This window comes from Streptomyces sp. NPDC004732, from assembly GCF_040609235.1.
In the GTDB taxonomy this organism is placed as follows: Bacteria; Actinomycetota; Actinomycetes; order Streptomycetales; family Streptomycetaceae; genus Streptomyces.
Map to the genome: position 1 here is coordinate 642,477 of NZ_JBEXJR010000003.1, position 20,064 is coordinate 662,540.

Annotated in this window: 20 protein-coding genes and 1 pseudogene; 13 read left to right on the forward strand and 8 right to left on the reverse strand. The window is 72.1% G+C overall.

Annotation, left to right across the window (positions count from 1 at the left end; genetic code table 11):
• Positions 1–26 precede the first annotated feature (26 nt).
• Both ABZV77_RS12080 and ABZV77_RS12085 read left to right on the forward strand, forming a co-directional pair.
• Positions 27–755 (forward strand): PadR family transcriptional regulator, encoded by a 729-nt coding sequence (locus ABZV77_RS12080; RefSeq protein ID WP_356254031.1) that lies wholly within the window; start codon positions 27–29, stop codon positions 753–755.
• Positions 756–1,029: 274 nt separating this feature from the next.
• Complete coding sequence (locus ABZV77_RS12085) at positions 1,030–1,713, forward strand: glycerophosphodiester phosphodiesterase family protein (protein ID WP_356254038.1); 684 nt, start codon at positions 1,030–1,032, stop codon at positions 1,711–1,713.
• Here the strand turns inward: ABZV77_RS12085 and ABZV77_RS12090 are convergent.
• Positions 1,710–2,267 carry a GNAT family N-acetyltransferase gene (locus ABZV77_RS12090; RefSeq protein WP_356254041.1) on the reverse strand — a complete coding sequence of 186 codons (558 nt, stop codon included), beginning with the start codon at positions 2,265–2,267 and terminating at the stop codon, positions 1,710–1,712. The genes ABZV77_RS12085 and ABZV77_RS12090 overlap by 4 nt on opposite strands.
• A gap of 81 nt (positions 2,268–2,348) precedes the next feature.
• On the opposite strand from ABZV77_RS12090, the gene ABZV77_RS12095 reads away from it, so the two are divergent.
• A complete protein-coding gene (locus ABZV77_RS12095) occupies positions 2,349–2,741 on the forward strand; it encodes a glyoxalase superfamily protein (protein WP_356254044.1) in 393 nt (130 codons plus the stop codon).
• Here the strand turns inward: ABZV77_RS12095 and ABZV77_RS12100 are convergent.
• A complete protein-coding gene (locus ABZV77_RS12100; protein ID WP_356254047.1) occupies positions 2,723–4,273 on the reverse strand; it encodes a carboxylesterase family protein in 1,551 nt (516 codons plus the stop codon). The genes ABZV77_RS12095 and ABZV77_RS12100 overlap by 19 nt on opposite strands.
• A gap of 217 nt (positions 4,274–4,490) precedes the next feature.
• Between ABZV77_RS12100 and ABZV77_RS12105 the strand changes: the two genes are divergently transcribed.
• Positions 4,491–5,837, forward strand: coding sequence for an FAD-dependent oxidoreductase (locus ABZV77_RS12105; RefSeq protein WP_356254050.1), 1,347 nt, complete (start codon positions 4,491–4,493; stop codon positions 5,835–5,837).
• Here the strand turns inward: ABZV77_RS12105 and ABZV77_RS12110 are convergent.
• The 3 genes and pseudogenes from ABZV77_RS12110 to ABZV77_RS12120 all read right to left on the reverse strand — a co-directional run.
• Positions 5,812–6,816 (reverse strand): annotated as a pseudogene (locus ABZV77_RS12110) (glycoside hydrolase family 99 protein); the annotation flags it as partial. The gene ABZV77_RS12105 and the pseudogene ABZV77_RS12110 overlap by 26 nt on opposite strands.
• A 386-nt stretch (positions 6,817–7,202) precedes the next feature.
• Positions 7,203–7,739, reverse strand: coding sequence for a MarR family winged helix-turn-helix transcriptional regulator (locus tag ABZV77_RS12115; RefSeq protein WP_356254053.1), 537 nt, complete (start codon positions 7,737–7,739; stop codon positions 7,203–7,205).
• Positions 7,736–9,478, reverse strand: coding sequence for an FUSC family protein (locus tag ABZV77_RS12120; RefSeq protein ID WP_356254056.1), 1,743 nt, complete (start codon positions 9,476–9,478; stop codon positions 7,736–7,738). The genes ABZV77_RS12115 and ABZV77_RS12120 overlap by 4 nt, the downstream gene beginning before the upstream one ends.
• 209 nt (positions 9,479–9,687) lie before the next feature.
• Here ABZV77_RS12120 and ABZV77_RS12125 point away from each other — a divergent pair, with 209 nt between their 5' ends.
• Positions 9,688–10,242 carry a DUF5134 domain-containing protein gene (locus ABZV77_RS12125; RefSeq protein WP_356254059.1) on the forward strand — a complete coding sequence of 185 codons (555 nt, stop codon included), beginning with the start codon at positions 9,688–9,690 and terminating at the stop codon, positions 10,240–10,242.
• Positions 10,243–10,306: 64 nt separating this feature from the next.
• Here the strand turns inward: ABZV77_RS12125 and ABZV77_RS12130 are convergent, their stop codons facing one another.
• Positions 10,307–10,948 carry an HAD family hydrolase gene (locus ABZV77_RS12130; protein WP_356254062.1) on the reverse strand — a complete coding sequence of 214 codons (642 nt, stop codon included), beginning with the start codon at positions 10,946–10,948 and terminating at the stop codon, positions 10,307–10,309.
• Between the two features lie 141 nt (positions 10,949–11,089).
• On the opposite strand from ABZV77_RS12130, the gene ABZV77_RS12135 reads away from it, so the two are divergent.
• From ABZV77_RS12135 to ABZV77_RS12160, 6 genes are all read left to right on the forward strand, one after another.
• A complete protein-coding gene (locus ABZV77_RS12135) occupies positions 11,090–12,025 on the forward strand; it encodes a M56 family metallopeptidase (RefSeq protein ID WP_356254065.1) in 936 nt (311 codons plus the stop codon).
• 103 nt (positions 12,026–12,128) lie between these two features.
• Positions 12,129–12,827: a phosphatase PAP2 family protein gene (locus ABZV77_RS12140; RefSeq protein ID WP_356254068.1), complete on the forward strand. Its 699-nt coding sequence runs from the start codon at positions 12,129–12,131 to the stop codon at positions 12,825–12,827.
• A 31-nt stretch (positions 12,828–12,858) separates the two neighbouring features.
• On the forward strand, positions 12,859–13,128 hold the full coding sequence (locus ABZV77_RS12145) for a hypothetical protein (RefSeq protein ID WP_356254071.1): 270 nt from the start codon (positions 12,859–12,861) through the stop codon (positions 13,126–13,128).
• Positions 13,125–13,700, forward strand: a complete 576-nt coding sequence (locus ABZV77_RS12150) for a sigma-70 family RNA polymerase sigma factor (protein ID WP_356254074.1) — start codon at positions 13,125–13,127, stop codon at positions 13,698–13,700. Before ABZV77_RS12145 ends, ABZV77_RS12150 begins: the two co-directional genes overlap by 4 nt.
• Before the next feature lie 238 nt (positions 13,701–13,938).
• Positions 13,939–14,793 carry an RNA polymerase sigma factor WhiG gene (gene whiG, locus ABZV77_RS12155; protein WP_356254318.1) on the forward strand — a complete coding sequence of 285 codons (855 nt, stop codon included), beginning with the start codon at positions 13,939–13,941 and terminating at the stop codon, positions 14,791–14,793.
• A gap of 164 nt (positions 14,794–14,957) precedes the next feature.
• Positions 14,958–15,590, forward strand: coding sequence for a helix-turn-helix domain-containing protein (locus ABZV77_RS12160; protein ID WP_356254077.1), 633 nt, complete (start codon positions 14,958–14,960; stop codon positions 15,588–15,590).
• On the opposite strand, the gene ABZV77_RS12165 is transcribed toward ABZV77_RS12160, so the two are convergent.
• Positions 15,587–17,089 carry a hypothetical protein gene (locus ABZV77_RS12165; protein ID WP_356254080.1) on the reverse strand — a complete coding sequence of 501 codons (1,503 nt, stop codon included), beginning with the start codon at positions 17,087–17,089 and terminating at the stop codon, positions 15,587–15,589. The two genes, ABZV77_RS12160 and ABZV77_RS12165, sit on opposite strands and share 4 nt — an antisense overlap.
• A 180-nt stretch (positions 17,090–17,269) precedes the next feature.
• Between ABZV77_RS12165 and ABZV77_RS12170 the strand changes: the two genes are divergently transcribed.
• Entirely contained in the window at positions 17,270–17,929 is a 660-nt protein-coding gene (locus tag ABZV77_RS12170; protein WP_356254083.1) for a DUF305 domain-containing protein, read from the forward strand.
• A 60-nt stretch (positions 17,930–17,989) separates the two neighbouring features.
• Here the strand turns inward: ABZV77_RS12170 and ABZV77_RS12175 are convergent, their stop codons facing one another.
• Positions 17,990–18,424: a DUF6214 family protein gene (locus ABZV77_RS12175; protein ID WP_356254320.1), complete on the reverse strand. Its 435-nt coding sequence runs from the start codon at positions 18,422–18,424 to the stop codon at positions 17,990–17,992.
• Between the two features lie 265 nt (positions 18,425–18,689).
• Here ABZV77_RS12175 and ABZV77_RS12180 point away from each other — a divergent pair, with 265 nt between their 5' ends.
• Positions 18,690–20,057, forward strand: coding sequence for an FAD-dependent oxidoreductase (locus ABZV77_RS12180; RefSeq protein ID WP_356254086.1), 1,368 nt, complete (start codon positions 18,690–18,692; stop codon positions 20,055–20,057).
• The last annotated feature ends 7 nt before the right edge of the window (positions 20,058–20,064 follow it).

The following is a 20,064-nucleotide window of genomic DNA, read 5'->3' on the forward strand; positions in this document are numbered from 1 at the left end:
CCATCCCGTTCACTTCAATGCGCCCTATGGCGGCCCGTAGAAACACCTCGCAGCAGCAGGGATCCCTCGAATCCGCTGACGGTGGTGGCGTGCTGCCGCCGACCGCGTGGGCCGTGCTCGGGCTGCTCTCCTTTCCCGGGGAGCGGACCGGCTACGAACTCAAGAAGTGGGCGGACGCCTCCCTCCGCTTCTTCTACTGGTCGCCCGCCATCAGCCAGATCTACGCCGAGCTGCGCCGCCTCGAAGCGCTCGGGTACGCCACGTCGCGCCGCTCGGGGCCCGAGGAGCCCCGCACGAAGCGCGCCTACGCCATCACCGACGAGGGCCGCGCCGCGCTCGCCGGGTGGGCGGACGCGGGGCGGGACGTGGGCCCGCCCGTCCTCAAGCACCCCTTGCTGCTGCGGATCTGGCTCGGCCACCTCACGGCCCCGGGCCGCCTGCGGGAGCTGGTCGCCGGGCACATCGAGCAGACCAGGGGGGAGCTGAAGGAGGTCAGGGATGCGCTCGCGCGGGTGGACGGGGCGCAGGCGTGGTCCCACCCCCAGGTCGCGCTGCGGTGGAGCGAGCGGCGTCTGGAGTCGGAGGTGGGGCTGGCGGAGGCGATGCTCGACGATCTCGCCGTGCTGGAAGCGGGCGGGGGTTTCGAGGCTCCGCACGCGCCGCGCAACACCTCCGTGACCACCGGAGCGGAGCCCGTGGAGCCGTCCGCGGAGCCGCCGGGTCAACCCGTGGAGGACTCGCCCACGCCCGGGTGAAGCGACTCGCACCGGCGGCGCTCCTGCCGGTAGGACGGACGGAGTCAACCGTCCCCGCCGTACGGAGCAGCGCACCCGTGAGCACCCGTGCCGTCCTTGTCGCCGCCCTCATCACCGGGCTCCTCCTCGGGATCGCGGGAACCAGAGAGGACGAGTCCACTCACCCGCGTCCACACGGTTCCTTCACCGAGGCGGGCCATTAGGCTGCGACATTGCCGCGCGGCTTCCTCCGCCGTGCGGTCGCCGAGCCTCCGTCGACGGAAGCGAGTGGATCTTGAACTTCCTCACCATCGGTCATCGCGGGGTCATGGGTGTCGAGCCCGAGAACACCCTGCGGTCCTTCGTCGCCGCGCAAGCGGCGGGCCTCGACCTCATCGAGCTGGATCTGCATCTGAGCAAGGACGGCGCCCTCGTCGTCATGCACGACGCCGACGTGGCCCGTACGACCGACGGCAGGGGGCCGATCGCCGAGAAGACCCTCGCCGAGCTGCGGGAACTCGACGCGGGCCGCGGCGAGCGCATCCCCGTCTTCGAAGAGGTCCTGGACGCGGTGAAGTCACCGCTGCAGGCCGAGATCAAGGACGTCGCGGCCGCGCGGGCCCTGGCGGAGGTCATGCACCGCCGCGATCTGGTCGCACGGGTGGAGGTGATCTCCTTCCACGACGAGGCGATCGCCGAGATCGCACGGCTCGTCCCCGGAGTGCGCACCGCGCTCGTCGCGAGCCGCTACGGCACCGACGTCGTGGAGCGCGCCACCGCCGTCGGCGCGACCACGCTCGTCCTCAACATCCGGCGCCTGACGCTGGAGATCGTCGAGCGCGCCAAGAAGGCCGACCTGCGGATCATCGGCTGGGTCGTGAACACCCAGGACGACCTGCGCCTGGTGCGGGCCCTGCAGCTGGACGGGGCGACCACCGACTATCCGGAGATCAAGCGGACGGGCCGCTTCACGGCCTAGGCGAGGTCCAGGTCCTTGACCAGCAGCTCGAACTGCAGGTCGTCCCGCTGCGGAATGCCGAAGCGCTCGTCGCCGTACGGGAAGGGGGTCATCTTTCCCGTACGGCGGTAGCCGCGCCGCTCGTACCAGGCGATGAGGTCGTCACGGGCGGAGATCACGGTCATGTGCACCTCGCGGACGCCCCACGCCTCGCGTGCCGCCCGCTCGGCCTCGGCGATGATCACCTTGCCGAGGCCCGCGCCCTGCAGGGCAGGACTGACCGCGAACATCCCGAAGTAGGCGTGGTCCCCACGGTGTTCGAGCTGGCAGCACGCGACGAGCGCGCCGTCCCGCTCGACCGCGACCAGTCGGCTCGTCGGCGACTCGATGACATCGACGACGCCCTGCGGGTCGGTGCGCTGGCCCTCCAGGAGGTCGGCCTCGGTGGTCCACCCGACCCGGCTCGCGTCGCCGCGGTACGCCGACTCGATCAGCGCGACGATGGCATCCACGTCGGCGGCGACGGCGTCGCGGAAGATGAGCTCTCCTGAGGTGGGGCGCGGGGCGGTGTCCATGGACCTGGCTCTCCGAATCTTGGCGCGGTATGGGGCGCCGTCGAGCCTAACCCCCGGCCGCGGGCACTAGGGTGCGGCCGCATGGTCCACGTACTGAGCAGCAGGATGCTTCTGCGCCCCACCGACCCGGAGCGCTCCCGCGCCTTCTACGGGGAGGCGCTGGGCCTCGCCGTCCACCGCGAGTTCGGCACCGGCCCCGAGCGCGGCACGGTCTACTTCCTCGGCGGCGGGTTCCTGGAGGTGTCCGGCCGCTCCGACGCCCCGCCCGCGCCCGGTCTCCAGCTCTGGCTCCAGGTCGCGGACGTCGCGGCGGCCCACGAGGAGCTGGTGGCGCGCGGCGTCGAGGTGCTGCGGCCGCCGGTCAAGGAGCCGTGGGGCCTGGTCGAGATGTGGATCGCGGATCCGGACGGCGTCAGGATCGTGCTCGTCGAGGTCCCGCACGACCACCCGATCCGCTACCGGCCCGGGATCTGACCTTCCGGGAGCAGCGGCAGCACGGCGAAGACGTGCTCCCGCCAAATCAGGCGGGACGGCTCCTCCGGGTAGGCGGCGACGGTCGGCAGGGCGTCGAAGAGCTGCACGAGGCGCTTGTCGCGGTCGTACGAGGGCCAGCCGGGGTCTCCGTGGGCGGCGAACGCCGTCCACGCGGAGCGCATGCGGGCGGACAGGACCTCCGCCTCGGGTGCCCCGCCGATCAGTGCGGCGGGCTGGCCGCGGTCGAGGTTGCCGAAGACGAGGGGCACGTCCAGGCCGTGGCAGGCGCCGAGTGCGCCCTCCATGCCGGGGGCGGGCCAGGTCAGCTCGTAGGCGTGGACGCGGCCACCGGCGGCCGCCTGCGCCTCCGCGAGATGGAGGCTCGGCATGCGGAACAGCCAGTCGGACAGGACCAGTTCGTAGAGCTCGTCCGGGCCCGCCTTCGGATGGGCTTCGCGGTAGGCGCGGGCGCCGTCCGGGCCGGGGGCGAACGTGCGCAGGGCGGCCGCCGCGGTCTCCTCGCCGACCTGGCCGAGGAGTCCGTCGAGCGCGGTGAGGAGCCGCTGCTCGTGGCGGGTGTGGCCGACGAGGAGGTCGATGTGCCGGGCCGCGCCGTCGGCCAGGGCCTGCCACGGGGTGACCGTCAGGGTCGTGCCGTCGAGGACCGGTGCGAAGGTGATCGACCGGAGCGCGGGCCTGCCCCAGCGCCCGGCCCGCCGCGCCGCCCCTGCGCCGACCGCGTCGCCCGCCGCGGACAGCCGGTGCGGCGCCACTTCGCGGAGGTCGGCCACCGTGGGCCGCAGGCCCAGTTCGGCCGCGCACGCGGCGGCGATGTCGGCGGCGAGCTCCGGCGCGAAGACCGTGCCCTGCACGCTCTGTGCGACGGCCCGGCCGAAGAGTCCGTCCGCGCCCCGCGCCGCGAGGAGCGCGGCGACCGATCCCCCGCCCGCCGACTGCCCGAAGACCGTGACCCGGTCCGGGTCGCCGCCGAACGCCCGGATGTTCTCGCGCACCCACTCCAGGGCGGCGATCTGGTCGAGCAGGCCGCGGTTGGCGGGCGCCCCCTCGATCTGGCCGAAGCCCTCAAGACCCACCCGGTAGTTGAACGTCACCAGGACGACCCCGCCGTCCCGCGCCAGACGCCCGCCGTCGTACTCGGGAAGGCCGGACATCCCGATGGTGAAGGCGCCGCCCTGGATCCACACCATCACCGGCAGCGCCGCGCCGGGGCCGGGATCGGGCGACCAGACGTTGACGGTCAGCCAGTCGTCGCCCACCGCCTCCTGGGCCAGCGCGTCCATGCCGAAGTGACCACCCTGCGGGGGCGGTGGCCCATAGGCGACGGCCTCGCGCACCCCGCTCCAGCCGCGCACCGCACGCGGCGCCGCGAAGCGCAGCGCGCCGACCGGGGGCGCGGCGAACGGGATGCCCCGGAAGACCGCGACGCCCGCCTCCCTGCTGCCGCGCACCGACCCGGCCGCCGTGCGGACCTCGGGCCGGGATCGGGACGCACCGGAACCGTCGACGGTCATCGCAACTCCCCCTCTGGGCAGACACCAGGGAGCATCCCGCTCTCCCCGGATCCGGCGCCAACGATTTACGCAAGTTGCGCAGATCGAGTACAGATGTGTGAAGCACGTCACACCAGCAATCCATCCAGGATGCAGGGGTACAAGGCCACGGGTACGGTCCGCAGAAGATCTTCCTAGGCCCTGAAGTCGATCTCCAACCGCTCAGGAGAGACATCACATGGCAGCTCCCCGGATCCTCATCGTCGGCGGCGGTTTCGCCGGCCTGGAGTGCGCTCACAAGCTGGAGAAGAAGCTCTCGCCCCACGAGGCGGAGCTGCGGCTGATCAGTCCGACGGCCCACCAGCTGTATCTGCCGCTGCTGCCGCACGTCGCCTCAGGAGTGCTCACCCCACAGTCGGTGGCCGTGCCGCTGCGCCGGATGCTGCGCCGCACCGCGATCGTGCCGGGCGGCGCCGTCGGCATCGACCCCAAGGCCAAGGCCGTGGTCGTACGGAAGATCAACGGCGAGGAGGTCGTGGAGCGCTACGACTACCTGGTCCTGACGCCCGGCAGCGTCACGCGGCAGTTCGACATCCCCGGCGTCGACCGGTACGCGGTCGGCGTCAAGACGCTCGCCGAGGCCGCGTGGATCCGCGACCACGTGATCTCCCAGCTGGACCTGGCCGCGGCGAGCTCCAGCTGGGAGGAGCGCGAGCAGCGGCTGCAGTTCGTGGTGGTCGGCGGCGGGTACGCGGGCGTGGAGACGGCCGCGTACCTCCAGCGACTGACGTGCGCCGCGGTCGAACGCTATCCGGGGCTCGACGTGTCGCAGATCAAGTGGCACGTGGTGGACGTGGCCCCGAAGCTGATGCCGGAGCTGGGCGACCGGCTCGGCGAGAAGGCGATGGAGATCCTCCAGCGCCGGGGCGTGAACGTCTCGCTCGGGGTGTCCGTGGCCAAGGCGACCGAGGACACCGTCACGCTCACCGACGACCGGGTCCTGCCGTGCCGGACGCTGATCTGGACCGCGGGGGTGGCGCCCAGTCCGCTCATCGCGACGCTGGACGCCGAGACCAACCGGGGACGGCTCGTCGTCCGCCCCGATCTGACGGTCCCCGGGCTCGACGGCGTCTTCGCGCTCGGCGACGCGGCGGCCGTCCCCGACCTCGCCAAGGGCGGCGACGCGATCTGCCCGCCGACCGCGCAGCACGCCATGCGGCAGGGCTGGGCCGCCGCGCGGAACGTCGTCTCCGCCCTGCGCGGCTTCCCGCTCGCCGACTACAAGCACAAGGACATGGGTCTGGTCGTCGACCTCGGCGGCATTCAGGCGGTGTCGAAGCCGATGGGCGTGCAGCTGACCGGGCTGCCCGCCCAGATCGTGGCGCGCGGCTACCACCTGGGCGCCCTGCGCACGCTGACGGCCCGCTTCCGGACGGCCGCGAACTGGGGACTCAACGCGGTCGCGGGCGACGACTACGTACGCACCAGCTTCCAGAGCCAACGGCCCGCCACGCTCAAGGACTTCGAAATGACCGACGCCTATCTGACGCAGGAGGAGATCACCGAGCGGGTGGCGGCGGCCTGAGGGACGTCTCACCGCGCTCCCTCGTCGACTCGAAGCGGTCCGCCCAGAAGGCAGTCCGGTCGAGATAGGCGGTCTGCGCCGCCTCGCCCGTCTTCCCGTACGCCCCTTCGAAGGTCTGGTAGCCGTGCCCGGCCGGGGGTGAGGAGTCGGCGGGCTCGATCGAACTGCCCTCGTGCCACTCGTTGAAGGACGTCACCGACACCCAGGCGGGCGAGCCGCCGACGGCAGGGTCCAGGGCGTTGTTCCACTGTTTGTCGTACGCGGCTCCGTCCGCGCGGCCGAGGGTGGGCGTGGTGTTCCCGGGGACCGCGCGGTCGTCCACGTAGCCGGGGGCGACCGACGGGGCCCAGATCAGGCCGTGTGCGCGGGCATGGTCACCGGCCTGCTTCCAGCCGGGGGCGGTGGCTCCCGCGATCCCGTCGTAGGTGTACATCCCGGAGAAGTGCGCGATCTTGGTGGTGTCGGTCGTCTGGGCGAGGACGATGTTGCTGTCCGTCACCTCGTCGAGCGCGGCCCAGTCGGTGGTGCGCAGGCTCTCGAAGACGTAGAACGCGGGTCTGTCGCCGTGCTCCGCGGAGCGGTGGAAGGCCGGATGGCCGCCGTAGGCCTCGTTGATGTAGCGGATGTCCGCCACGGTGGACGCGGCGGTGCGCCCCGCGTACGGCTCCAGGTGCCAGGCGACCTCGATGCCCTCCGCCGCGGCCGCGTCCAGCACCCCCGCGGCGAGCCGGTCCTCGTAACCGCCCCGGCCCCACCAGCTGTAGACGAGCACTCCGGCACCGGAGCGCTTCACCCACTTCATGTGCTGGGCGACGACTCCGGCCATGTCCCCGGAGTCGTAGGGGCCGAGCGCCGGGTAGAAGTCGGCGCCGATGTCGTCGGGCGGGGTGTGGCCGCCCTGGGGCCAGTGCCGCCAACTGCCGCTGGCGGCAGGGCTTCCGTACCACGGGTAGTAGAAGAGGTGGACGTTCCGCGACCCCACGGCGTCAGCCGCGGAGTGCGCGGGCGCGGGCGTCGCGTGGGTGGACGCGACCGGGGCGCACAGCGCGGCCGCCACTGCGAGGGCGACGGCGGTGAGCAGCTTGAGCCCTGTGCGAGGGCGCGGTGGGAACAGGCGTGGGGACATGGGGGCATCCTCCTGACGCTCGGGGCGTGTCAGGCAGGGCGCGCGCCGGCCGCGCTGGCTGCGAGGAATGGGTCAAGACGTGCGTGAATTGCACATTCAACACAAGGAATTACGCAGAAGTGCGAGCGCTTTGCATGGTGGCGACCCCGCGTTCATTTGTCAAGGCCGTGTCAAAATGCGCGACGCCGCCCGCACCGCTTGCGCCCCGCGCCACTTCGCGCCCCCGGCCCCCGCCCCCCTCAGCCCTTCCGCACCCCGAGCCGCCCCTCCAGCTGCGCGAGCAACTCCCCCAGGAGTCCGCTGAGTTGCCCCTGCCCCGCACCGTCAAGCACGGAGAGGACGACCGTCTCGTATGCGAGCTGCTCCGGCAGGATCGCGTCGACGAGGTCACGCCCGGCCTCGGTCAGTCCGACGTGCGCGACCCTACGGTCCCGCGCGTCGGCGCGCCGCTCGACCAGCTCCCGCTCCTGCAGCAGCTTGAGCCGCTTGGTGACGGCGGCACCGGAGGAGAAGGTCTCGCGGGCCAGCTCCCCGGGGGTCAGCTCGTGCCCGGTGCGGCGCAACGCGCCGAGCAGGTCGAACTCGGCGCGGGTCAGGCCCGCCCGCCGCAGCGGCGCGTCCTCGGCCTGCTGGAGGAGGGCGGCGCAGCGGTTGATGCGGCCGATCACCTCCATGGGTCCGGTGTCGATGTCGGGCCGCACCGCCTGCCACTGCCGCACCACCGCGGCCACGGTGTCCCCACCGGGACCGGCCACCGGACCGTTCTGCGTCGTCATGCTCGTGCGCCCTCCCAGGCGTCGGCGGCTCCCGCGCGGGGCCGCGTCCCCTGACCGTTCTCTCCGCCGTGGCCGTGCAGCCTGCGGACCGTCGCCGCGAGCGTACGGTGTCCGGCGCGTTCGGCGGCGAGCACGCGCTGTTCGGGCAGGGCGCGCTGCCACCATTCGCCCGCGGCGGCGTCCGCGGCGGCCCGCAGTTCGACGAGGGCCGCGGCGAGGCGGCGCCGGGCGGGCTCGACCGCGCCCGCCCCTGCGAGGCCCGCCTCGGCGGCCTCCCTGGCCCGGTCGGCGGCCGCGATGGCGTTCTCCATGTGGTCGGTGGCGCGCCGGTTGGTGACGAGGACCGCTGCCGCGACGCCGAGCACGGCGCCCACCAGGGTGTCCACGACGCGGTCCAGGATGAGCCCGCCGGGCTGCTGGAACCGCCCGAACTCGGTGACGAGCAGCGCCATCGGCGTCACGCACACGCTGCCCAGCCAGTAGTTGCGGGTGATCAGGGCCTCCGCGCCGAAGGCGAGGGCCAGGCAGCACACGATGAGCTCGGCGTGACCGAGGTGCGCGAACGGCGCGATGGCGGCGAAGGCGAGCACTCCGATGAGGTTGCCGACCACGCGCTGCACGCCCCGGTTCCAGGTGAGGGTGACGTTGGCCTGGTACAGGGAGGCGGCCGTGACCAGGGCCCAGTAGGGGCGGCCGATGCCGAGCGCGAGCGAGCCGTATCCGGCGAGGGCGCAGCCGACGGCGGTGCGCAGCGCCACGGGCAGCAGCGGGGAGCCGGGGGCGAGCCGCCGCCGCAGCGGCACCTTCGGCCCGGCGAGTTCGGCGTCGACACCGAGGAGCTCTGCCTCCTCGCCGGGGTGTGTGCCGCGGGGGCGCGGGACGGCGCCCGTGCCGCGCAGCCCGGCCGCCCAGGTGCGCAGCGTGCCGGGGTCCGCGGCTTCGGGCACGGCGAGGGCTTCCTCCGCGCGGACGACGAGCCGGGCCAGGGCGTGCCGGGCCTGCGTGGTCCGTGCGCCGGTGGCGAGCAGCGACTGCCAGGCGGCGTGCACGGCTCCGGCCGCGGCGGCGCGGGCCCGCTCGGCGCCGGGCCCCGCGGCGTCGTCGCGCCCGGCGGCGGCGTGCGCGTCGGCATACGCGGCGGCGGCGTTCAGGGCGCGTGCGGTGGCCCGGCGCTCGGGTCCGTGCGGCCGCACCAGGGCGGGCGCCATGCCGACCAGCCAGGCCACGGCGCCGCCCGCGAGGGTGAGCGCGAGGTGGCCGGGGACCTGTCCCAGGGACTGCGGCGCGAAAAGGCTCGCCGAGCTGATGAAGGTGAAGATCAAGTGTCCGGGCGGCCCGACGCGTGTGGCGTCGCAGAGCGTCTTCTGCGCCGCGGCGAGCAGCGCGCCGACGGCGACGAGGACCACGGCGGAGCTCGTGAGCGAGGCGGTGACCAGGGCGACGGCGATGCTCGCGGTCATGCCCGCGACCACTCCGGCAAGCATCCGGGCGCGGGCCGCGTAGGGAAAGTTGTGGGCGTACAGGGCGCAGAACGTTCCGGCCATCGTGTACATCACGAGGTCGAGCCGCCCGAGGGCGAGCAGCGTCAGGTTCGGCAGCGCGGTGGCGACGACCACGCTGCTCGCGGGCTTGAACCAGATGTCGGACGGCCTGCCCGGACGCAGCACACCGGCGAGCGGGAGCCTGCGGGCGCGGACGGGGCGGGATTCGGGATGCGGGGACGGCGGCGTACTGCTCATACCCAAAAGGTTAGCAAGTGTTTTACTCGCAAACTATCTGGGTCCGAAAGAGGTACTGGAGGCGTGCCCGCCCCCGCGCTCCCCATGCCGTGCTCCCCGTGCACCCCCATGCGCTCGCGTACGACGCCACGCACCCGGGCATCGACCCGACGAGACCGTCGACACCTCGACATCTCGGCACCTCGACACCACCGACAGGGGAGGGTGCGGTGCACGGACCGGCACAGGCCGCCTGGCTGCTCGTCGCGCTCTGCACGGGGACCGGGGCCTACTGCCTGCTGCGCATGCGCAGCAGGATCGAGGAACAGCGCCGCACGGCCGGCGGCGAGGCGCTCATGGGGTTCGGGATGGCGGTGATGGCCGTGCCCGCGGCCGTGCTCGCGCCGCCCCGCTGGGCCTGGCTGGTCTACGGCGCGGTGTTCGGCGCGGCCGCGCTGCACACCCTGTGGGCGGCCCGCAGCCACCCGCACCACCTCCACCATCTGGTCGGCGCGTTCGCCATGGCCTACATGTCGGTGGCGATGGCGATGGTTCCGGGCGCGCACGCGGGCCACGGAGGCGCCGGCATTCCGCTGCTGACCGGCGCGCTCCTGCTGTACTTCGTGGGGTACGTCCTGTGGTCGGGCGCCCGGCTGGCCCCCCGGGCGGTCTCCTCGGCGGCGGGCGGCGCGGCCGTGCTGGGCTGGGCGGACCGCTCCGAGGTGGCGCTGGCGTGCCGGTTGTCGATGGGGATCGGGATGGTGGCGATGCTGCTGACGCTGTAGCCGCGTCCAGGCGTCTTGACCGCGCCCCGGCTTCGTAGCCGCGCCTCGGCTTCGTAGCCGCGTCTCAGCGTCCGGTCAGCGCGACCAGTGCGGTGAGGCTGTCGATCCGCCGGTCCGCCGTGTCGGCGACGCCGGGGTCGTCCGCCCAGTAGTGCCCCCACGGGCCGCGGCGGATGTGGGCCGTGCGCAGCCCGGCCCGCTGGGCGGGGAAGACGTCGTGGGCCGGGTGGTCGCCGACGTAGAGCGTCTCCTGGGGGTCGGCCTGCGCCACTTCGAGCACCCGGGCGAAGAAGGCGGGGTCCGGCTTCGCCACGCCCCAGTCGCCCGACGTGGCGATGTGGTCGGCGGGCAGGTCGAGGTCGCGCAGCAGCTCGCCCGCGCGCGCCGTCCCGTCCCCGGCCACGACGACGCGGATGCCCAGCTTCTGCAGACCACCGAGGGCGGGACGCACGTCCGGGTAGAGGTCGGCCTCGCCCAGATGCTCGCCCCGGCCCGCGGTCTCGCGTGCCCGGCAGGCGGAGGCCACGTCCATGTCCGGGCTGATCAGCCGCAGCACGTCGGCGTGGTCCCCGCCCTGTGCGACGACGGCTCCGACGAGCGCGGACAGGGTGTGCCGCGGCACCTGCAGCCAGTCCGCCCAGGATGCCCAGTAGCGGTCGTCTTTGGTGAGGGTCTCCCCCACGTCGAACACGATGGTCTCGATCATCATCCGCACCTTAACGGCGACCCGGCGCCCGGTCCGCGGTCGTCACTCGTACGAGAATTACGCCCGTGTCGGCCGTGGCGTGCGTCACTTGGGGTGACAGCCCATACCCTCGGGTAGCCCGACCCTCATAGGCTGGGCGCCATGATGGTCCCCGTCGCGCTGCTGCTGCTGGGCGCCCTGACCGCTGTCGTCGCCCCCCGAATGCTCGCGCGGGCCGACTGGCCGGAGCGCGAACCCGTGGTCGCGCTGTGGGCTTGGCAGTGTGTGGTGGCGGGCGTACTGCTCTGCTGCGCGCTCTCGATGACCCTGAGCGCGGCCGCCGCGTGGCAGGCCGTGCGCGGTCACGTCTTCGCGCCCGCACCGCACGCCGTGGTCGAGGCGTACGCGCTCCAGGCGACCGGCCCCTGGGCTGCGGCGACCGCCGTGGTCCTGGCCTGCGGCGGCGTGTGGACCGCGGCCATGCTGGCCAGGGAGATCGTGCGGGCGCGGGCACGGCGCTCCGGGAGCCGGGCCGAACTGCTCGAACGCTCCCCGCTGTTGCCGGGCGAGGAGCCGGGCAGCAACCGTCTCGTCGTCCTGGAGGGCGAGCGCCCCGACGCCTGGTGGCTGCCGGGCCAGGCCCCCCAACTGGTCGTCACCACGGCCGCGTTGCGCCGCCTGAAGGGCCGTCAGCTCGATGCGGTGCTCGCCCACGAGCAGGGTCACGCGCAGGCCAGGCACGACTGGTTGCTGCACTGCTCGGGGGCGCTGGCCATCGGATTCCCGCAGGTGCGGGTGTTCGCGGCGTTCCGCGACGAGATGCACCGCCTGGTGGAGCTGGCCGCCGACGACGTGGCGTCGCGCCGCTTCGGCCGTCTGACGATCGCCCTCGCACTGGTCGAACTCAACGAGGACCGTGGCGTCTTCGGCCCCTGCCCGGCCCATCAGGCACACGTCCCGCAGCGCGTGCACCGCCTCCTCGCGGCCCGCCCGCGCCTCACCGCGGGACACCGGCTCCGCCTGACGGCGACGGCCGCGCTGGTCCCGGTGATCCCCGTCCTGGTCACCTTCGTACCGGGGCTGCGCGCACTGGGTTAGTACGTCACCGGCGGGTCGGGTCACACCCGCCGCAAGCCCCGCCGGAACACACCCTGCCGCCCCGGGATGGCCTCGGCCCCGCCCCGTCGGCGAGGATCACTGCATGTACCCCGCGCCGACCGACACCCCGACCCGACCGCCCGGCGCCCGGGCCGCGCTCACCGCCGCGGCCCTCGGCGTGCCGTCGCTCCTGCTGCTCCTCCTGGTCGCGCTGGAGTGGCGGCCGCTGCTCTCGCTCGACGGCGACATCGCACGCACCACCCACCGCTGGGCGGTGGACGAATCCGGGATCACGCGCGTCAGCCGCATCCTCACCGACTGGGTGTGGGACCCCTGGACGATGCGTGCGCTGTGCGCGGTGGCGGTGATCTGGCTGGCGCTGCGCGGGGCGTGGTGGCTCGCACTCTGGCTGACCGGCACCTGCGCGGTCGGCTCCGCGCTGCAGCAGGGGCTCAAGGCGGCGGTCGACCGGCCGCGCCCGGTCTGGCCGGACCCGGTGGACTCCGCGCACTACGCGGCGTTCCCGTCGGGGCACGCGATGACGGCGGTGGTCGTCTGCGGCCTGCTCCTGTGGGTGCTGCACATCCACGGCGCCCGCCCCGCCCTGTGGCGCACCTGTCTGACCCTCGCCGTGATCTCCGTCGTCGGGGTCGGGGTGACCCGGATCTGGCTCGGCGTGCACTGGCCGTCGGACGTCGTGGGCGGCTCGCTGCTCGGCGCCATGATGGTCGCACTGGCCGTGGCGACGTACACGTACGGACCCGGAAGGCGGACCCGGTCACGCTGTGTTGACGGGGGCTAAACGCTTCTGGTGCGGCGAGAGATGAAGAAGCATGAACGCCATGACAGCCCTGGTGCCAGGGTGGGCAGTTGAAGGGGCAGTGTTCGTGCTGCGGGTGATCCCGTGGTCCGGCTGCTGCGTCCTGCTCGTCGTCGGAGTGCTGCGGCTTCTCGCGGAGAGGTCTCGTCGCAGGACACTGCTGGCCATCACCGTCCAGGCGCCGCCGGGCACCGTGGTGGCGCAGGAGCGGGGACCGGGCGGTCCGAGCATGTGGATTCAGGTGGGAGGCGGGGCGGCGCCGCTTCCGGAGCGGGAGTCATGACGTCCCAGATCCCACCGGAGCACTGGGAAGAGGTCGCGGAGCTGTACGTGCGGTTCCGCGACGACATGGTCCGCTTCGCGGCGCGGCTGCTCGGCCGTGCGCAGCACCTGGCTCACGACTTGGTCCAGGAGGTCTTCAAGGCCGCGGCCCTGCGGTGGGGCACGCTGCGCACCCGCACGGAGGACGGGCAACGGGCCTGGTTGTACCGGGTGTTGAAGAACAAGGTCTTCGACCAGTGGGGCGCGGCCGGACGCGCGGAAGTCGGCGGTCTCAGCGACGATCTGGTGGCCGACCTGGACACGCCGCGGACCGCGGTCTCCCATCTGCTGTTGCGGAAGTGCTGGAAAATCATCGACAGCATGCCTCGTGCCCAGCGCCGGGTGGCACTCTTGAAATGGCAGGGCGAATGGGCCAACGACGAGATCGCCAGACATCTGGGCATCGCTGAGAGCACCGTGCGGGTCCATCTGCGCAATGCGCGGCGGACCCTGGCCACGGAGCTGGGGAGCGAGGTCGTCTTTCCCTCCGAGTGGAGGGACGAGAGTCCGGGAGGGGAGGCAGAGGATGAGTAACGGCCAGGACAGGACCGACGCACCCGGCGCCCCTTCTTCCTCAGGAATCCCCGTGGGCGCCGACGACCTTGTGAAGCAGCTCGACCGCGTGGTCGATGCGCAGCTTCCGGCCCCCAGCACCTCTGAGGGCTTGCGGGAACTGCGGCAGTGGATGGCTCAGGAAGTGCCCGCTGTCCAGGACGTGCCCGCGGTCCATGAAGTGCCGTTGGTCCAGGAGCGGCGGCAGCAGTGGGCGAGCGTGTCCGGTGGCGACGGGCCGCCAGCACGACGTAGCGGCGTCGGTGTCGCGGCCCCTCCCCCGAGTGCCCATGGCACCCGGCGGCCCTCCGCGCCCTCGTCGCTGGACGAGTTGTGGCGGTCGTACAAGGACACGGGCGACGGGCGGCTGCGGGAGCAGCTGATCCTGCATTACTCGCCGCTGGTGAAGTACGTCGCGGGCCGGGTGAGCGTGGGGCTGCCGCCCAATGTCGAGCAGGCCGACTTCGTGTCGTCGGGGGTGTTCGGGCTGATCGACGCGATCGAGAAGTTCGACATCGAGCGGTCCATCAAGTTCGAGACCTATGCGATCACGCGCATCCGCGGGGCGATGATCGACGAACTGCGGGCGCTCGACTGGATCCCGCGCTCGGTGCGGCAGAAGGCCCGCAACGTCGAGCGGGCCTACGCCACGCTGGAGGCGCAGCTACGACGCACTCCCTCGGAGAGCGAAGTCGCGGTCGAGGCGGGGATCACGCTGGAGGAACTGCACCTGATCTTCAGCCAGTTGTCGCTCGCCAACATGGACGCGCTCGAGGAGCTGCTGCAGGCGGAGGGCGTCGGCAGTGGCCGACTCGGTCTGCGGGACACGCTCGAGGACCACGCGGCCGACAATCCCGTGGAGGTCGCCGAGGACCGCGAGCTGCACAGGCTGCTCGCGCAGGCCATCAGCACACTGCCGGAGCGTGAGAAGACCGTCGTCACGCTCTACTACTACGAGGGCCTCACACTCGCCGAGATCGGCAACATCCTCGGTGTGACCGAGAGCCGGGTGAATCAGATCCACACCAAGTCCGTACTGCAGCTGCGCGCGAAGCTGGCGGACTCGGGGCACTGATCGAGACAGGAGCAGGGGATTTTACGCCGAGCGGCCGAACGGTGTCTGCGCGTCCGTGGATCGGCACATGGGCCCGGGGCAGGCAACACTCCCCCGCGGTGCTGCCTGCCCCGAGCCCGCACTGAGTATATTGGCTCGGAGCCAGTCAACGCAGGAGTTACAGAATGTCCCCGCGTAGCCCATCGGTCAATGAAGAATTGCGCAGACGTTCCCGGGAGCGGCTGCTGCAGGCGACGGTGGACCTGGTCGGCGAACACGGGTACGAGGCCACGACGCTCGGCCACATCGCGGACCGGGCCGGTGCCGCCCGCGGCCTGGTGTCGTACTACTTCCCGGGCAAGCGCCAGCTGCTGCAGTCCGCGGTGCACCGGCTCATGCACCGCACGCTCGACGAGGGGCTGGAGCGGGAGCCGCGCACCGAGGACGGGCACGAGCGGTTGGCACGGGCCATCGACGCGATCCTGGGCCTGGCCCTCGACGAACCGCTGCTGATGCGCACGCACATGGCGGGCATCCTGCAGGCGGAGGGGTTCGTGCAGTGTCCGGAGCAGCAGCGTCTCGCGGAGCTGCTGCGCGACACCGTCGTCCGGTACGGGTCGCAGGACCCCGACCGGGACTACCCGCTGCTGCGGGCGCTCCTGATGGGCGCGGTCTTCGCGCTGCTCATTCCCGGAGGGGCACCGATGCCACTGGAGACGCTGCGCGCCGAACTGTTCCAGCGGTACGACCTCGACTGGAAGCTCGGGGTCCCGCCGGACGGCGCACCGCCCGACGGGATCTCCATGAAGGCGGGCTAGTCGAAGTAGTCGGGCTGGGTCTGGACGTTGAGCTCGTTCAGGCGGACCCGCTGGGCGGAGTCGGTCCGCTTGTCGTTGATCTTCAGGACGTCGAGGCCCATCTCGATGTCGTTCGAGTAGACCCGGCCGTTGTAGTAGTACGCCGACCACGCGCCCGCCGTGGTGATCTTGTCGGTGGTGTGCGGGCCGCGCTCGAAGTAGCCGATCTCCTTGGGCTTCTCGGAGTTGGTGAAGTCCCAGACGGAGACGCCGCCCTGATACCAGGCCTGGACCATCAGGTCCTTGCCCCTGACCGGGATCAGCGACCCGTTGTGGGCCACGCAGTTCTCGGTGTCGGCCTGGTGGCGCGGAATCTTGAAGTAGCTCTTGAAGACCAGCTTGCGCTTGTCGCCCTTGCCCTTGATGTCATAGATGCCGTTGGCGCCGCGGTCGGGCCCGGTGGCCGCGTTGCAGGTGGCGCCGGAACCGCCGCCAAGCTCGTCGGTGAAGACGACCTTGTTCGCCTTCTGATTGAAGGTCGCCGAGTGCCAGAACGCGAAGTTGGTGTTGTCCTGGACCTGGTCGATGACCTTCGGGTTCTCCGGGTCCTTGATGGAGAACAGGATGCCGTCGCCCATGCAGGCGCCCGCCGCGAGGTCCTCGGAGGGCAGCACGGTGATGTCGTGGCAGCCGGTGGTCTTGGAGACGCCCGGGTTGGTGGGCCCGCCGGGGTTGCCGCCGCCGTCAGGACCCTCACCGGGGAAGAGCACGGGGAAGTTCACGACCGCGGCCTTCTGCGGGGCCTTGCGCGGCACCTTGATGACCGAGATCCCGTCGTGCGGAGGCTTGCAGTCCGGGAACGTCGCGTTCGGGGAGTACGAGGAGACGTATACGTAGACGTTCCTGCGCTCCGGCACCAGCGTGTGCGTGTGCGAGCCGCAGGCCGTCTCGACCGCGGAGACGTACTTGGGGTTCGACTTGTCGCTGATGTCGAAGATCTTCATGCCCTCCCAGGAGGACTTCTCCGTGGCGGGCTGCGTGGTGCTGTTGCAGGAGTTGTCGCTGCGCGAGGAGTCCGTGGAGAGGAAGAGCAGGTTGCCGGAGACGGAGACGTCGTTCTGCGATCCCGGGCACAGCACCTGCGAAATCGTCTTCGGGGCCTTGGGGTTGCTGATGTCGTAGATGCGGAAGCCGTCGTAATTTCCGGCGAAGGCGTACTTGCCCTGGAACGCGATGTCCGTGTTGAGGCCCGGCAGCGCGTCCTTGGGGATGTTGGCCAGGTGCTCGATGTTGTCCGAGTGGACGACCTCGTCGGGCCCGGGGATCTCCCCGCGCTCGATGGCCTTCTCGGTCCGGGCTTCGTCGCTCTTGGAGACGCTCTTCGGGGCGGCGGGGGTGTCGCCGGGGTCGGGGACGGCTCCCGCGGGCGCGGCGGTCAGGAGCGCGGCCAGCAGTCCGGCTGCCACCGCCCCGACTCCCAGGTGTCTGCGCCGAGTTCGGGAATTGTTCAACAGGGTCACTGCGTCCTCCCTTGTCGCCGTTCGCAGTCGAACGGTTCACGGACACCCGCAGTATCGTGCTCATCATGCACAGATCAACAGAGGGGGAAACGGACCCGTAACGAGAGTTTTCGATCGCGGGTGGTCATCCGCGTGCTAGTACGGACCCCAACTCGTCGCCGTGTGCCGCAGGAGGTTTCTGTGCTCAACCGTCGTACGTCCACCGTCACCGCGTTCCTGGCGACAGCCGTTCTCGTACTCGGGGGGTGTGACTCCGACGGGGGCGGTGGGAGCGGGTCCGACGCCGGGCGCAAGGCGTCGGAGGGGCCCTCGGTGATCGCGCCGGGCAAGCCGGGCGAGACGGCGGCGACGATGTCGGCGAAGGACGCCGCGGAGAAGCGGACCGAGGACGACTCCCCCAACACCGCCGACTTCACGTACACACAGATGATGATCGTGCACCACGGCCAGGCCCTGAAGATGACCGAACTCGCGCCGGAGCGGGCGGAGTCGAGCCGCGTCAAACGGCTCGCTTCGCGCATCACCTCCGCACAGAAGCCCGAGATCGGCGCGATGAAGGGCTGGCTGAAGAAGTACGGCGGCCCGCGCGAGCACGCGGGGCACGACCACGCGACCATGCCGGGCATGGCGACCGAGGCGCAGCTGAAGCAGTTGCGCGCCGCGAAGGGCACGGCGTTCGACGAGCTCTTCCTGAAGCTGATGATCACTCACCACAGCGGGGCCGTCACGATGGCCACGGATGTGCTCTCCGAGGGCAACAACATCCAGGTCGAGGAGATGGCGAACGACGTGGTGGCGCAGCAGTCGACCGAGATCAGCAGGATGCGGGAGATGGGCTGAGGCCGCTGGCTGACGCCATGGGCGGGGCTCGTTCCCTGCGCGCGATGCGGTGTCCGTTCCCTACCTTCGATGGTGACGCGGGGCCAAGAGGCCCGCGTCGCGCGCTCCCGCGATGAGTCTGAGCGACTTGCGGCGGCTGTGCCCGGTCGCGCACATCACGGCGAGCACCGGGTCGTGCCCCTCGTGCTGCGCCGTGCGGTACGCCTCGGCCACGATCCGGCGCCCCGCGCTGCCGCGCGGCCACGCGGGGCGGGCGCGGCGGACCGGCTCAGCCGCCACCGGGCCGTCGTCCGCCAGCGGTCGCTCGATCCAGTCGACCAGCGCCGCGAAGTCGTCCGGGGAGAGCGGGGGCCGGGCGTGCAGGTCCTCGATGGCGACCCGGCCGTGCGACACCACGGCGGTCACGTCGACGTCGGCCCCGTCGCTGAAGGACAGCCGGACGCGGAACGAAGGCCCCGGCGGCTCCGGCCAGGCCTGCTGATCCAGCCGGGCCAGCCGGGCCAGCCGGGCCGACCCGCCCGACCCGTCCGGCCCGTCCGCCCCATCCGGCCCGTCCGGTGCAGCGACATCCGGTCGATAGTGATCAGAAACATCAGCAAATGATCTGTTCCGCACATGCGCACGCTATCCGCGCCGTCGCATCCCCCCGGGGACGGCACGCACGACGACTCGCACAGACGGACGCACACCCCTGACATCACACGGCCCCTGGTGCGATCCTGAGACCGTCCCGGGCTCGTCTCGCGGAAGGAGCACCACCGTGCTGCAGGTCGCCGTCGTCGGTTCGGGCCCCAGCGGTGTGTACGCCGCGCAGTCCCTCGTCCAGCAGGACCTGGTGCCGGATGTGCGGGTCGACGTGCTCGACCGGCTCCCCTGCCCGTACGGCCTGGTGCGCTACGGGGTCGCGCCGGACCACGAGAAGATCAAGTCCCTCCAGAACAATCTGCGCACGGTCCTCGAACACGAGCGCGTGCGCTTCCTCGGCTCCGTCGAGATCGGCCCCGGCGCCCTTCCCCCGGACCGGCTCCTCGGCCTCTATCACGCGGTGGTCTACTGCGTGGGCGCGGCGGCGGACCGCAGGCTCGGGGTGCCGGGCGAGGACCTGCCCGGCAGCTTCTCGGCGACCGAGTTCGTCTCCTGGTACAGCGCGCACCCGGACGCGCCGGCGGACGCGTACGCGCAGGACGGGTTCGTACGGGACGTGGAGTCCGCCGTCGTCATCGGCGTCGGCAACGTCGCGGTGGACGTCGCCCGGATGCTGGTCCGCGGCGCCACCGAACTGCTCCCCACCGACATGCCGGACGCCGCGTTGGGCGTGCTCGCGGGCAGCCGGGTGCGCGAGGTGTCGATGGTGGGCAGGCGCGGCCCCTCGCAGGCGCGGTTCACCACCAAGGAGCTGCGGGAGCTCGGCGCGCTCCCGGACACCGAAGTCCTGGTGGACCCGGCGGAATTGGCCCTGGACCCCGCGTTCGCCGACCCGTCAGGGCTGCCCGCGGCGAGCCGTCGCAACGTGGAGGTGCTGCGCGGCTGGGCCGAGCGCCCCGAGCGGGGCCTGGCCCGGCGGATCAGGCTGCGCTTCTTCCTGCGGCCGGTCTCCCTGGCGGCGGGGGCAACGGGACACGTCGCCGGGACCCGGTTCGAGCGGACACTGCCGGACGGCTCGGGCGGCGTGACGGGTTCTGGGCGGTACGAGGACATCCCGGCGCAACTGGTGCTGCGCTCCGTCGGGTACCGCGGGGTGCCCATCGAAGGGCTGCCGTTCGACGCGGGGCGTGGCACGGTGCCCCATGCTGCGGGGCGGGTGCTGCGCGACGATGCGCCCTCGCCCGGCGAGTACGTGGCGGGCTGGATCAAGCGCGGCCCGACCGGCGTCATCGGGACGAACCGCCCGTGCTCCAAGGAGACGGTGCTCTCCCTCCTTGACGACGCCTCCGCTCTCGTACGGCGGCCCGTCCCGGAGGACCCCCTGACGGGGCTGCGGGCGGCGGGGCTGCGGCCGATCGAGTGGCCGGGCTGGCTGGCGATCGAACGCGCGGAGGCGGAGCTCGGCCGCTCGCTCGGGCGCCGCATCGTGAAGATCCCGGACTGGGAGGGGCTGCGGGCGGCGGCGTGGGGGGTGCCGGGCTAGGGCCTGG